Genomic DNA, 12,544 nt, shown 5'->3' with positions numbered 1-12,544 from the left:
CCGCGGAAACGAACGTGGAGAGACCGTCATGTCAACGTTCAGGAAGACCGCCCTCGCCGTCGCCGTCATGGGCTCGCTGCTCGTCGGCGCCGGCACGGCGCAGGCCGACGGCGGCACACCCGCGCCGGGCAGGAACAGCGCCCAAGACGGCGCGCAGGCCCTGTGCAAGCGGGTACCGAAGATCGAGAAGCGCATCGAGCGCTCGCTGGGGCGTCTCGACGGCGCCGCCGACGCGCGGGGCTCGGTCGCCAGGCTGGAGAAGCGTGTCGCCGCAGCGGAAGCGGCCGGCCACACCGAGGTCCACACGTTCCTCAAGAACCGGCTCGCCGCCCGCAAGGCGCTGAAGCCCACCCTCGAACAGCGGCAGAAGGACCTCGCCGAGGTCAAGAAGTGGTGCGAGGCCGACGGCAACGGCAACGGCGACGGCGACGGGGACGGGGACGGAAACTGATGCGGGCGGCCTCCCCGCGCGGCGCCCTGGTGCTCGCCGCGGTGGCCGCCACGGCCGCCCTGCTGGCCGGGTGCGGTCCCGGCGCGCAGGAAGCGGGCGACGAGGGCCCGGCGCCCGCCGGGACCGGCCCCGCCTCCCCGGGGACGGGCTCCGAGCCGGGGGCCACGGACGGCGACGGGGAACTGGCCAGGATGGAGGAACTGGTGAACGGCGCCGAGTCGGCCGCGGGAGTCGCCGACCGGGACGCCGCCTCGGACCCCGAGTAGCCCGCCGCCCGCCGCTCGCCGCCCGCGCCCGGCGCTCGCCGCCCGGCGACCGCGCCCTGCGGCCGTGTACGAGGGCCGCGCATGACGGCCGTGTACGAGGGCCGCGCATGACGGCCGTGTACGAGGGCCGCGCATGACGGCCGCGTACGACGACCGTGGGCCGTGTCCTCCTCTCTCGGAGGAGGACACGGCCCACGGTTCCTGCACGGCCCGGGTCGGCGCCGAGGCGCTGCGACCTGCGGGCTTTCTAGATGTCGAAGTACAGCTCGAACTCGTGCGGGTGCGGGCGGAGCTGGATCGGGGCGATCTCGTTCGTCCGCTTGTAGTCGATCCAGGTCTCGATCAGATCGGCCGTGAAGACGCCGCCGGCCTGGAGGTACTCGTTGTCCGCCTCGAGGGCGTCGAGGACCGCCGGGAGGGAGGTCGGGACCTGCGGGACGCCCGCGTGCTCCTCGGGGGCGAGTTCGTAGAGGTCCTTGTCGATCGGCTCGGCCGGCTCGATCTTGTTCTTGACGCCGTCGAGGCCGGCGAGCAGCAGCGCCGAGAAGGCCAGGTACGGGTTGGAGGACGGGTCCGGCGCGCGGAACTCCACGCGCTTGGCCTTCGGGTTGGAGCCCGTGATCGGGATGCGCATCGCGGCCGAGCGGTTGCGCTGCGAGTAAACGAGGTTCACGGGCGCCTCGAAGCCCGGCACCAGGCGGTGGTAGGAGTTGACCGTCGGGTTGGTGAAGGCCAGCAGCGACGGGGCGTGCTTCAGGATGCCGCCGATGTAGTAGCGGGCCGTGTCGGAGAGGCCCGCGTAGCCCTGCTCGTCGTAGAAGAGCGGGGAGCCGCCCTGCCACAGCGACTGGTGGACGTGCATGCCGGAGCCGTTGTCACCGAAGATCGGCTTGGGCATGAAGGTCGCGGTCTTGCCGTTGCGCCAGGCGACGTTCTTCACGATGTACTTGAAGAGCATCAGGTCGTCGGCCGCGGCGAGCAGCGTGTTGAACTTGTAGTTGATCTCGGCCTGGCCGGCGGTGCCGACCTCGTGGTGCTGGCGCTCGACCTGCAGGCCGGCGTTCTCCAGCTCCAGGGAGATCTCCGCGCGCAGGTCGGCGAAGTGGTCGACCGGCGGGGCCGGGAAGTAGCCGCCCTTGTAGCGCACCTTGTAGCCGCGGTTGTCCTCGACGGCCCCGGTGTTCCAGGCGCCGGCCTCGGAGTCGATGTGGTAGAACCCCTCGTTCGCCGAGGTGGCGAAGCGCACCGAGTCGAAGACGTAGAACTCGGCCTCGGGGCCGAAGTACGCGGTGTCCGCGATGCCGGTGGAGGCGAGGTAGGCCTCGGCCTTCTTGGCGATGTTCCGCGGGTCGCGGCTGTACTGCTCGCCCGTGATCGGGTCGTGGATGAAGAAGTTGATGTTGAGGGTCTTGTCACGGCGGAACGGGTCCAGCCGCGCCGTGGACAGGTCCGCCCGCAGCGCCATGTCGGACTCGTGGATCGCCTGGAAGCCGCGGATCGACGAGCCGTCGAAGGCGAGCTCCTCGGACGGGTCGAACGCCGTGGCCGGGATGGTGAAGTGCTGCATCACGCCCGGAAGGTCGCAGAACCGGACGTCGATCATCTTCACGTCGTTGTCCGCGATGAACTTCTTGGCGTCGTCGGCGTTCTGGAACATCCAACTCCTCCTCCTCCCGTCCCGGGGAGGGGCGGGGTTGTGACTCGGTCGTGCGGCCAGTGCGGTGGCACACACAGGGCACGACCCTAGGCAGCCGGGATTTCTCCAGCATGACTCATTTGTTTCGCGGAAGTTAACCGGACGGCCGGTGCTCCGCGCCGTGACACGCCTCGCAGGGCCTCCCGCTGCCCCTCCCGGACCCGCCGCCGACCCCCTCCCGGACCCGCCGCCGACCCTCTCCCGGACCCTTGACCGCGCCCCTCCAGGACCCCTCCGGGCCGGCTGGTCGGCAGGCCCGCGGGCCCGCTCCGTTCCGGGCTTCCGGGCACCCGGGCACCCGGGAGGGGGTGATCGAAAGCGTGCACAGTACCGTGGACGGGTGGACAACAGGCAAGCGATCGGATCGTGGCTCTCCGGGCCCCGCGCGGCGGCCGAGGACATGGGCGCCGACTTCGGCTACCGGGGCGAGCGGCTCGGGCTGCCGCAGGACGGGCCGGGTTCCGTCGCCCCGCTCGGGCGGCGCTTCGGCGCGCTCTTCATCGACTGGGGCCTGTGCGTGCTCGTCGCATACGGCCTCGTCACCGGACGCGACTGGTCCGCGGCGGGCAATCCGGCGCTGCTGGTCTTCCTCGTGCTCAGCGTGCTGACCGTCGGCACCGTCGGCAGCACCCCCGGCAAGCGGCTCCTCGGACTGCGGGTCGTCGGCGAGAACGGCGGGCGGCTCGGCCCGGGCCGGGTCCTCGTCCGCAGCGTGCTGCTCTGCCTGGCCGTTCCGGCGCTGGTCTGGGACCGCGACGGCCGGGGGCTGCACGACCGGCTCGCCCGCGCGGTCCAGGTGCGCGCCTGAGGCCTCCTGCCGCGGACGGCAACCGCCCCGGTGACCGCCGGGTGGGAGCCCGAGGCGGGCACTCGGGGACCCGGGCACCCCGGGCGCACGGGTGTGGTGGGGTGTTCGAGGGAGGACCTCGCCGCATCGGGAAACGGGCACCCGGGCGCGTAGGCGTTAGGGGTACGCGGGAGTCGTACCGGTGGGTACGCCGGGGCCTGAGCCGCGTAGCGCCCGCCCGCCCGTGAGGCCTGTGTCCGTCCTCGTCGTCACCGGGGCGTACCCCCGCGCCGGCGACCCCGCGCTTCTGGCCCCTCAGCCGCCGGACGGGGCACGATCCGACCGGCGCGCGCCCGCACGACTCCGCAAGCCGCACGGCATGACAGGGAGGAGGGCACCCCGGCCGGCCGGGGCGCCCTCCTCCCTGTCATGCCGTCCGCCCGCGCCGTTCGCGGGCACGGGACGGGGTCAGCGCATCTTTCCGCCTCGCGGCATCCGCATGCCCTTCGGCATCGGGCCCTTCGGAAGAGTTCGCGATCATGGGGTACCCGTTCACTCTGGCCACGGCCCCCTGACCAGCCCGAACACCGACCAAGAGCCCTCGCTGACGCGGGGGCTCTTCGCATTGGAGGGCCCATGCCCAAGGAGAGATGGCGCCTTGACCTCCGCGAGGACATCACGAACGCCATCGACGGAGTGACGGGCGGCACCTGCCCGGCGAACATCATCGACGCTGTCTTGCTGTCCGTCCTCCCCCATCTTGAGGGCGCGTACAAGCGCGGCCTGATGGCCGGCCGCAGCCAGGCCGGCTACAGGGCCAGACGAAACCCCGAGGAGAAGAGCTGATGGTTTGCCACAACTGCAAGCGGGTGCAGTGCATCTGCTTCCGGAGGGCGCGATGAGCGCCCACGACAAGCCCACCGGCCGCCTTCAGGGCGGCCTTTCCCGCCTCCGGGACCACCTGCACCTGGCGAGGTTTCTGCGCTCGCACAGGAAGGGGCTGAGCCGCATCGGGTGGGCCCTCTTGGAGGGCCTGATCGGTGCGGCCGTGGGCCTCACGGCGGCGGCCCTGTGGATTGCGAACCGATAGGAGGGACCTCGTGCTCTATGACCCGGAACGGCGCTGGCTCGACCGGGCCCTCTGTCGCACGGTCCACCCGGACAAGTTCTTCGCCCCGAATGGCAGCCAGCTCGGTCGGAAGCCGGCCGACGTCACGCAGAGCATCTGGGATGACGCGAAAGCAATATGCCGCCGCTGCCCGGTACTGGAGGAATGTCGCCGGGATACCAAGGGCGAGGAGTACGGCGTCTGGGGCGGCGTGGACGAGTATGAGCGCCATCGCGCCCGCGAGCGCTTGGCCAAGGGCTCCTGGAAGAGGTGGCCGGAGGGCACCCCGCAGGGGGTGGGGTGGCCCGACATACGCCATGGTCGCTCGCGCGGTGTCACCGCGCGTGGCGAGAATCGTCGTCACCGCGGACAGCGGTGGCCGGCGCAAAGGCAGTGAGTTCCACGTTCCCCTGACCAGGCTGACACGACGTGCCAGGGGGAGACATCGCAGGTCAAGACCATCCCGCGCATGGCTGCGCCGGCGGCCTATGATCGCATCTTGGAAATCCTGTTCTCACCGACCCCGCGTGGGCCTTGAGGTCTAGTCAGCTATCGAGCCGGAGACCCCGGCGGCGCCCTCGCGCCCCGGGGCCGGGCCGATCCGGGAGGGGACCAGCATGCGCAATTCCGTTGCGCTCGCTCTGGAAACGTCCGCCCGTGCAGTGGGTGGCCAGGCTGCTCTTCGCGCCGTCGACTACCTTCGCGTTAGCACGGAGCAGCAGACTAAAGGCTACGGCATCACCTACACAGGCCGGGCCACGGCCGCGCACATCAGGCGCAAGGGCTGGGAGCACCTGGACACGTTCAAGGACGAAGGGGAAAGCGGCACTTTGCCGTGGCAGGAGCGGCCGGGTGCGTCGCAGATCATGGAGCTTGCCCAGCGGACCCCGAGGCCATTCGATGTCGTCGTGGTCTTCGAGACGCGCGCCATCGGCCGAAAGAACAGGGTCTTCTGGGATTGGGTGTGGACACTTCAAGACCTTGGGGTCTTCGTGGCCATTGTCGATGAGGACATCGACAACACCACCGAAGACGGCGAAGCCCGCATGCAGGAGAAGGCCCACGAGGCATTCAAGGAACTTGCGCGCATCCGTAAGAGGACGCAGGGTGGCATCCAGCAGAAGGCGCTCATGGGCGGCTTTCCGGGCGGACAGGCCCGCTACGGCTACCGCATCGAGAATCGAGGCAAGAAGGGTGAGCAGGTTCTCGTAGTGGATGACTGTGACGGCGGGGATGCCTGCACCCGCACCGATCCGTGCACCACCATGCACGAGGCGCCCGCCCTCCGCTTCGCCCGCAAGGCGGCTGTCAGGGCGAAGGGCAACTTCGGTCAGGTGGCCCGCTCTCTCAACGCCGAGGGTTTCCTCACGCGATCCGGTCGCCCGTGGGCGGCCCCGCACATTCGGGGAATCCTGATGAACGACGATCTGCTTGACGCGCGATTCGTCTTTCGAGGACGAAGCTCGAAGGTCAATCCGGACGGAACTCCGGTCTGGGGCGAGAGTGTTGTGATGGATCTTGACCCTGTCTTCAGTCCGGACGAGGTTGCCGAATTCCGCAGAGTCACGGCCAACAAGGTTCGCCACTGGGCGGCAAGTCGCGTGTATACGCTTACCGGGCGCATCGCGAGCCCCTGCGGCAGGCACTATGTCGGCTGCGCGCCCTCCGGGGAGGCGCCGCACTACGTGTGCGCAGGGAAGACCGCAGAGCACCCCGGGGCGCCGACCTGCTCCTGTTCCCAACTCGATGCATCCGGCGTCGAGGAGTGGGCGTGGAAGGAGCTTTGCGTACTGCTCGGCGACGGCGCCCGTCTCCGCGCGATGGCTGATCAGTGGGTAGGCCGTTCCTCGGGTGAGCGCGTCGACTACTCCTCCCGGCTGGCCGATTTGGATCAGAAGATCGCGGCGCAGGATGAGGCCGTGGACATCGCGACCGTGGTCGCCGCGAAGCGGGCAGCCGGAAAGGGGCTCATCGGCTCGGAGGCCGAAGCCGCAGTGGAGCGGATCGTAAAGCCGCTCTGCGATGAGCTTGACGAGCTGAAGCGGTCGCGGCGCGAAATCGAAGGCTGGAAGGCGGAGGCCGCGCGAGCGGACGGGAGGTCCAATGATCTCCAGGAGCTTGCCCAGATGGCCCATGACCGCCTCGAAGGTCTGGAGCCCGAGCAGCAGAGGGAGTTCTTCCATCTGCTCGACGTGGAGATCACCCTGACTGGACCCAACCCCGGGATGCATCGCGGCGCGCGATGCCCCATCGGGGAATGGTTCAGGGCCAACGAGCAGCCAGTCCCGATCCTCTGCGACCACTCATGGGCGCTGGTGATGGAGTCGGAGAAGTTCCCGAACGGGGGCACGGAGCCCCGCCAGAAAGGCGGGCTCGCCCCTCGCACGGTACTGGAGGCATTCCTCAAGAAGGCCCGTACGGGGGCGGCCTGGCCTGAGCTGAACACCGAGTACGGCTCTACCGGGCTTATCGGCCACTGGGGCCGGTGGTACAAGTCGGGCCGCTGGGAGCGGGTTATGCAGGCCATGAGTGCCTGCGAAGGGACGCCGCCGGCCCCCCTTCACCCGCTCCCTCCCATGCACATGAAGGGGAAGATCCGGCCGGGGGTCATCCTCGCGGTGAGCGACCGCGAAACCCACGGCCAGGCATCGGGCCCTTCGGCAGCGGCATGTTGCTCATCAGGTCGCCCATGGCGCGCAGACGGTCGTTCGCCTGCGTCACCTGCGAGCCGGTCAGTACCCGGGGCAGCTTCGTCATGGTGGTGCGCAGCTTCTTCAGCGGCACCTGGCCCTCGTCGTTGCCGACGATGATGTCGTGCACCGGCGCGTCCACGGCCACCCGGGCCATCCTCTTCTTCTCGGCCGCCAGCAGGGTCTTGACCCGGTTCGGGTTTCCCTCGGCCACCAGCACGATGCCGGCGCGGCCGACGGCCCGGTGGACGACGTCCTGGTTGCGGTTCATCGCGATCGCGGGGGTCGTGGTCCAGCCCCGGCCCACGTTCTGCAGTACGGCGGCCGCCGCTCCCGGCTGTCCCTCCATCTGCCCGAAGGCGGCGCGCTCGGCGCGGCGTCCGAAGACGATCGCCATCGCGAGGAAGGCCAGCAGGAAGCCCAGGATGCCCAGATAGACCGGGTGGCCGATCAGGAAGCCGATCGCGAGGAAGACACCGAAGGTGACGATTCCCACACCCGCGACGACGAGGCCGACCTTGGGGTCGACCCGCCGGGTCATTTTGTAGGTAAGGGCGATCTGCTTCAGTCGCCCGGGGTTCGCAGAGTTCTCTGCCTTGTCCTTCCTCGCCATGTCCTGAAGTTTACGTGCCCCAGGAAGAGCGGGTCGCCACGGCCTCCAGGACGTGCTGCGCCGCAACCCGGTCCCTGGCGCGGCGCCGGTCCTCGAGGACCGCGGTCCAGGCGTTGCGGCGGGCGGTGCGCTGGCCGCCGCCCAGGAGTACGGACTCGACGGCGAGGAGGGCCTGGGTGAGCGTCGGGAAGGCGTTGGCGCGTACGGAGGTCGCGGCCTGCATGGCGGAGGTCTCCCTCTGGGGCGGGTGGTGATCGACGGGAGTGTGCGTGCTCTGCGTGAATACAGAGTCACTGATTGGTGTTACCAGGGCGTGACTCGCTGGTCAAACGCTGATGAAACCTTTCCGCGCGTCGCGGGGAGCAGGGCGCGGCCCGCACGTGCCTCCGACCTGCGGGGGCGGTGCGGGCCGCGCGAAACCGGCCATTACTCCTCGGTAAGTCCTTGTGCGTGAATTCACACGACCGTTGGGGAACCCCGCGGCCGCGGAGGTCCGCCGGGCCGCGGACTCGCACGGTCGCGGGTTCACACGGCCGTGGGTTCACACGGCCGTGGGTTCACACGGCCGTGGGTTCACACGGCCGTGGGTTCACACGGCCGTGGACTCGCACGGTCGCGGGCTCGCAGGGTGGCGGACTCGCACGGTCGCGGGGGCTCGCGACCGCGGATTCACCCGGCCTGGGCGGCCGCGGCCTCACCGCCCGGCTGCCCGGCGGCCGACCGCCGCTGGTCCATGGCCTGCTGGAAGAGGCGTCCGGCCCGGTACGAGGATCGCACCAGCGGTCCCGACATCACGCCGGAGAAGCCGATCTCCTCGGCCTCCTCCTTCAGCTCCACGAACTCCTGCGGCTTCACCCAGCGCTCGACGGGGTGGTGCCGCACGGAAGGCCGCAGGTACTGGGTGATGGTGATCAGCTCGCAGCCCGCGTCGTGCAGGTGCCGCAGGGCCTCGCCGACCTCCTCGCGGGTCTCGCCCATGCCGAGGATCAGGTTCGACTTGGTGACCAGGCCGGCCGCGCGGGCCTCGGTGATCACCTTCAGCGAGCGTTCGTAGCGGAAGCCGGGACGGATGCGCTTGAAGATGCGCGGCACCGTCTCCACGTTGTGCGCCAGCACCTCGGGGCGGGCGGAGAAGACCTCGGCCAGCTGGTCCGGCTCCGCGTTGAAGTCCGGGATCAGCAGCTCGACCTTGGTCCGGCCGGCCTCGCGCCCCGCCGTCTGCGCGTGGATCTGGCGCACGGTCTCCGCGTACAGCCAGGCTCCGCCGTCCTCCAGGTCGTCGCGGGCGACGCCGGTGATCGTGGCGTAGTTCAGGTCCATCGTGACGACCGACTCGCCGACGCGGCGCGGTTCGTCCCGGTCGAGCGCCTGCGGCCGGCCCGTGTCGATCTGGCAGAAGTCGCAGCGCCGGGTGCACTGGTCGCCGCCGATGAGGAAGGTGGCCTCGCGGTCCTCCCAGCACTCGAAGATGTTCGGGCAGCCGGCCTCCTGGCAGACCGTGTGCAGGCCCTCGCTCTTGACGAGCTTCTGCAACCGGTTGTACTCGGGGCCCATCTTCGCCCGCGTCTTGATCCACTCGGGCTTGCGCTCGATGGGGGTCTGGCTGTTCCGGACCTCCAGGCGCAGCATCTTGCGTCCGTCGGGTGCTACAGCGGACACGACCGGCTCCCTAACTTCGATTCCTCGGCGGACCCCAGGGTACGCCCGTTGATAGTGATGCCCTCACCCCTGGTCAACCTCTGGCCATGGGTGGGCATTCCTCAGGTTGTCCTCGGGCGTTCCTCAGGTTGTCCTCGGGTCGCCCTCGGGCGCCCTCAGGTCGTCCTCAGGCCGCCGGTGCGGGCTCGGGCGCCGGGTCCGCAGCCCGCGCCGCCGGCTCCGGCCCGGTCGCGCCCGCCACCGCCCGGGGCTTCGGGTCGGCGTTCTCCAGCACCTCCCGCAGGTGCTTCTCGACGACCGGCAGGACCTCGGCGATCGTCACGTCGCGGCCCAGTTCGTTCGCGAGCGAGGCCACACCCGCGTCCCGGATGCCGCAGGGCACGATCCGGTCGAACCAGGTGTTGTCGGGGTTCACGTTCAGGGCGAAGCCGTGCATGGTCACGCCCTTGGCCACCCGGATGCCGATGGCGGCGAGCTTGCGGTCCTCGCGCCGCTGCCCGGCGTTGGACGGGGCGTAGTCCGGGCCGCTGAGGCGGGGGTCGAACTCCTCGTCGTGCAGCCGCGGGTCGAAGTCCAGTGACAGCCCTCCGGTCGGCGGACGCCGCTCCACCGGGTCGCCCAGCACCCAGACGCCGCTCCGCCCCTCGATCCGGACGGTCTCCACGCCGAAGTCCGCACAGGTCCGGATGAGCGCCTCCTCCAGCCGCCGCACATGGGCGACCACGTCCACCGGCCGGGGCAGCCGCATGATCGGATAGCCGACGAGCTGGCCGGGGCCGTGCCAGGTGATCTTCCCGCCGCGGTCGACGTCGACGACCGGGGTGCCGTCCAGCGGCCGCTCGCCGTCCTCCGTGCGCCGTCCGGCCGTGTAGACCGGTGGGTGCTCCAGCAGCAGGCAGGTGTCGGGGATCCCGCCGGCGAACCGGGCCGCGTGCACACGGCGCTGCTCGTCCCAGGCCGCCTGGTACTCGACGGCGTCGTCACCGAAGCCCAGATGGACAAATCGCAGCTCGCTCACCGCAGTGCCTCCTCAAGCGTTTACGGTGCACCCATCGCGCCCCGGCCACTGTACGACGGGTGCCGCACCCGTCAGCGCTGCCCCTAATCCTCACACGATCGGATGAATGCGGGACGAAGGCGGCGGTAGCGCCGGTACGGGCCGCTAAATTCGCGCCGTTCCTCCCTCCAGAGCTTCTCCCGCAGGGCCGGGCCTGGGGGACCCCAGGCTGCGAGGGCCGCACCCGGGCCCGGAAGGCAGGAGACCGCACAGCTGATGACGGACCGACCCCCGCAGCGCACCCCGAACCGCCAGCTCGCCGCACTCATCGCCGAAGCCGGTTTCTCCAACGCGGGGCTGGCCCGCCGGGTGGACCAGCTCGGCCTGGAGCACGGCCTCGACCTGAGGTACGACAAGACGTCGGTGACGCGCTGGCTGCGCGGGCAGCAGCCGCGCGGTACCACACCCGCCCTGATCGCCGAGGTCTTCACCCGGCGGCTCGGCCGACGCCTCTCGGCCCAGGACCTGGGCCTGGACGCCTGTGCGCCGGTCTACGCCGGGCTGGAGTTCGCGGCCACCCCCGAGGAGGCCGTGGACATCGTCAGCGGACTCTGGCGCAAGGACTCCGGCAGCCACGCCGAGCTGCGGAAGATCGCGTTCACTCCGGCCGGTCTGGTCGTCCCCAGCCGCGACTGGCTGATCGGGCGTGCCGACGAGCGGGTCGGTCGCGGGGAGCCCAACCAGAACGGCGCGCAGGCCAGAGTGCCCGGCCAGGGCAGCCGCACCTCGGTGCCCCGGCAGCGCGGCACCGACCGGGGCCCGGGCCAGCGGGTCAGCGCGGGCGACATCGCGGCGCTCCGCTCGGTGGGCGATCTCTTCCGCACCCTGGACCAGGCCTACGGCGGCGGGCACGCGCGCCAGGCCCTGGTCCGCTACCTGGAGCACGAGGCGGAGCCGATGCTGCGGGGGACGTACGGGGAGAGCACCGGACGCCGACTGTTCGGGGCCGTGGCGGACCTGACCAGGCTCGCCGGCTGGACGTCGTTCGACATCGCCGCCCACGGTCTCGCCCAGCGGTACTTCGTCCAGGCGCTGCGGCTGGCCCAGACCGCCGGCGACCGGGCCTACGGTGCGTACGTCCTGGTCACGATGGCGCGCCAGGCCGTGTACCTCGGGCACGGGCGCGAGGCCGTCCAGCTGACCCGGGTCGCCCAGCAGGGTGTCGGCTCCTCCGCCCCGCCCACCGTCCAGGCCCTGCTGCACGCGGTCGAGGCCCGCGGCCACGGGGTGCTCGGGGAGGTGCGGTCCTGCACGGCCTCGCTGGTCCGGGCCGAGCGCACGCTGGGCATCGCACGACCCGGGGACGACGTGCCCGTCTGGGCACGGTTCTTCGACGAGGCTCAACTGGCCGACGAGTTCGGGCACTGCCACCGCGATCTGCAGCAGTACCGCGCGGCCGCGCAGCACGCCGAGCGCTCCCTCCAGCTGCGCGCCCCCGGGTTCGCACGCAGCCGGCTCTTCTGCCGTGTCGTCCTCGCCACCTCCCGGCTCGGCCTCGGGGAGCTGGACCAGGCGTGCGCGCTGGGGGCCGAGGCCGCGCAGCAGGCGTCGGAGATGCGGTCGGCACGGGCCATCGAGTACGTGCGTGACTTCGAGCGGCGGCTGGAGCCCTACCGCGACGCGGCCGCGGTCCGCACCTACCGGGACCGCGTCGCGGCGATCGGCTGACTGGCCGGCCGGCGCGCCCCTGGGCCGGCGGACGGCAGGCGGCGGACGGCGGGCGGCGGGCCGGGCTGAGTGGCCGGCCCGCCGCCCCGATGGTCGTGGCCGGGTGCCGATGGTCAGCCGCAGGTCGTTGAGCGCGCCGAGCCAGCGCAGCGAGTCCTCGGCGGTGAGCTTCAGCAAGGTGGCCCCCCGGCCGCCGCCCCACGCGGGGGATACTGTCGCCCATGACGGAGACGACGATCGGCATCGGCGGCGCGGCGGAGAGCACCGACATGGTGCTGAACATCGGACCGCAGCATCCCTCCACGCACGGCGTGCTGCGTCTCCGTCTCGTCCTGGACGGCGAGCGCATCGAGCAGGCCGAGCCGGTGATCGGCTATATGCACCGCGGCGCGGAGAAGCTCTTCGAGGCCCCGCGCGGCGCGTGCGCCCCGCCGCCCGCGTGCCCGCCCCCGGGGGCCGCGGACTGGCCCGCCGCCCGGAGGGCCTGACTGCGGAACCCCGCGCTGACCGGGAGACCCTTCACCCGGTGCCGTCCCCTGCTGCCGTCCC

At 71.1% G+C, this 12,544-nt stretch carries 12 protein-coding genes and 2 pseudogenes; 9 read left to right on the top strand and 5 right to left on the bottom strand.

The window, feature by feature from the left end; genetic code table 11:
* Window positions 1-28 precede the first annotated feature (28 nt).
* Both DDQ41_RS03740 and DDQ41_RS03735 read left to right on the top strand, forming a co-directional pair.
* Window positions 29-451, top strand: a complete 423-nt coding sequence (locus DDQ41_RS03740; RefSeq protein ID WP_109293185.1) for a hypothetical protein — start codon at window positions 29-31, stop codon at window positions 449-451.
* The gene (locus DDQ41_RS03735; RefSeq protein ID WP_109293184.1) at window positions 451-717 is read left to right on the top strand and encodes a hypothetical protein; all 267 of its coding nucleotides are present in this window, start codon (window positions 451-453) and stop codon (window positions 715-717) included. Before DDQ41_RS03740 ends, DDQ41_RS03735 begins: the two co-directional genes overlap by 1 nt.
* Window positions 718-964: 247 nt before the next feature.
* Here DDQ41_RS03735 and glnA read toward each other — a convergent pair whose 3' ends face one another.
* Window positions 965-2,374, bottom strand: a complete 1,410-nt coding sequence (gene glnA / locus DDQ41_RS03730) for a type I glutamate--ammonia ligase (protein WP_109293183.1) — start codon at window positions 2,372-2,374, stop codon at window positions 965-967.
* A gap of 379 nt (window positions 2,375-2,753) precedes the next feature.
* Here glnA and DDQ41_RS03725 point away from each other — a divergent pair, with 379 nt between their 5' ends.
* From DDQ41_RS03725 to DDQ41_RS32200, 5 genes and pseudogenes are all read left to right on the top strand, one after another.
* Entirely contained in the window at window positions 2,754-3,221 is a 468-nt protein-coding gene (locus DDQ41_RS03725) for an RDD family protein (protein WP_109293182.1), read from the top strand.
* Between the two features lie 615 nt (window positions 3,222-3,836).
* Window positions 3,837-4,046 (top strand): hypothetical protein, encoded by a 210-nt coding sequence (locus DDQ41_RS03720; protein ID WP_109293181.1) that lies wholly within the window; start codon window positions 3,837-3,839, stop codon window positions 4,044-4,046.
* Window positions 4,047-4,098: 52 nt separating this feature from the next.
* Window positions 4,099-4,290, top strand: a complete 192-nt coding sequence (locus DDQ41_RS03715; protein ID WP_109293180.1) for a hypothetical protein — start codon at window positions 4,099-4,101, stop codon at window positions 4,288-4,290.
* Between the two features lie 10 nt (window positions 4,291-4,300).
* The gene (locus tag DDQ41_RS03710) at window positions 4,301-4,705 is read left to right on the top strand and encodes a WhiB family transcriptional regulator (RefSeq protein WP_109293179.1); all 405 of its coding nucleotides are present in this window, start codon (window positions 4,301-4,303) and stop codon (window positions 4,703-4,705) included.
* Window positions 4,706-4,925: 220 nt separating this feature from the next.
* A pseudogene (locus DDQ41_RS32200) lies at window positions 4,926-5,432 on the top strand (recombinase family protein); the annotation flags it as partial.
* A 1,483-nt stretch (window positions 5,433-6,915) separates the two neighbouring features.
* Here DDQ41_RS32200 and DDQ41_RS03700 read toward each other — a convergent pair.
* From DDQ41_RS03700 to lipB, 4 genes are all read right to left on the bottom strand, one after another.
* Window positions 6,916-7,611, bottom strand: coding sequence for a DUF4191 domain-containing protein (locus tag DDQ41_RS03700; RefSeq protein WP_109293177.1), 696 nt, complete (start codon window positions 7,609-7,611; stop codon window positions 6,916-6,918).
* 10 nt (window positions 7,612-7,621) lie between these two features.
* Window positions 7,622-7,834 (bottom strand): SCO2195 family GlnR-regulated protein, encoded by a 213-nt coding sequence (locus DDQ41_RS03695; RefSeq protein ID WP_109293176.1) that lies wholly within the window; start codon window positions 7,832-7,834, stop codon window positions 7,622-7,624.
* Window positions 7,835-8,280: 446 nt separating this feature from the next.
* Entirely contained in the window at window positions 8,281-9,270 is a 990-nt protein-coding gene (gene lipA / locus DDQ41_RS03690; protein ID WP_109293175.1) for a lipoyl synthase, read from the bottom strand.
* A gap of 166 nt (window positions 9,271-9,436) precedes the next feature.
* Entirely contained in the window at window positions 9,437-10,288 is an 852-nt protein-coding gene (lipB, locus tag DDQ41_RS03685; protein ID WP_109293174.1) for a lipoyl(octanoyl) transferase LipB, read from the bottom strand.
* Between the two features lie 255 nt (window positions 10,289-10,543).
* On the opposite strand from lipB, the gene DDQ41_RS03680 reads away from it, so the two are divergent.
* Together DDQ41_RS03680 and DDQ41_RS03670 are read left to right on the top strand one after the other, a co-directional pair.
* Window positions 10,544-11,995, top strand: a complete 1,452-nt coding sequence (locus DDQ41_RS03680) for a regulator (protein ID WP_109293173.1) — start codon at window positions 10,544-10,546, stop codon at window positions 11,993-11,995.
* Between the two features lie 221 nt (window positions 11,996-12,216).
* Window positions 12,217-12,405 (top strand): annotated as a pseudogene (locus DDQ41_RS03670) (NADH-quinone oxidoreductase subunit D); the annotation flags it as partial.
* Between the last annotated feature and the right edge of the window lie 139 nt (window positions 12,406-12,544).

The sequence above is a fragment of the Streptomyces spongiicola genome, from assembly GCF_003122365.1.
GTDB classification, from domain to species: domain Bacteria; phylum Actinomycetota; class Actinomycetes; order Streptomycetales; family Streptomycetaceae; genus Streptomyces; species Streptomyces spongiicola.
The sequence above is the reverse complement of the archived record's forward strand: the minus strand, read 5'-3'. Positions and strand labels throughout refer to the sequence as shown.

Excerpts from the sequence above, each read along its gene's own strand:
- DDQ41_RS03695 (WP_109293176.1), bottom strand. The coding sequence starts at position 7,834 with ATGCAGGCCGCGACCTCCGTACGCGCCAACGCCTTCCCGACGCTCACC.
- DDQ41_RS03680 (WP_109293173.1), top strand. The coding sequence starts at position 10,544 with ATGACGGACCGACCCCCGCAGCGCACCCCGAACCGCCAGCTCGCCGCA.
- DDQ41_RS03740 (WP_109293185.1), top strand. The coding sequence starts at position 29 with ATGTCAACGTTCAGGAAGACCGCCCTCGCCGTCGCCGTCATGGGCTCG.
- DDQ41_RS03700 (WP_109293177.1), bottom strand. The coding sequence starts at position 7,611 with ATGGCGAGGAAGGACAAGGCAGAGAACTCTGCGAACCCCGGGCGACTG.
- DDQ41_RS03715 (WP_109293180.1), top strand. The coding sequence starts at position 4,099 with ATGAGCGCCCACGACAAGCCCACCGGCCGCCTTCAGGGCGGCCTTTCC.
- DDQ41_RS03735 (WP_109293184.1), top strand. The coding sequence starts at position 451 with ATGCGGGCGGCCTCCCCGCGCGGCGCCCTGGTGCTCGCCGCGGTGGCC.
- DDQ41_RS03720 (WP_109293181.1), top strand. The coding sequence starts at position 3,837 with ATGCCCAAGGAGAGATGGCGCCTTGACCTCCGCGAGGACATCACGAAC.
- glnA (WP_109293183.1), bottom strand. The coding sequence starts at position 2,374 with ATGTTCCAGAACGCCGACGACGCCAAGAAGTTCATCGCGGACAACGAC.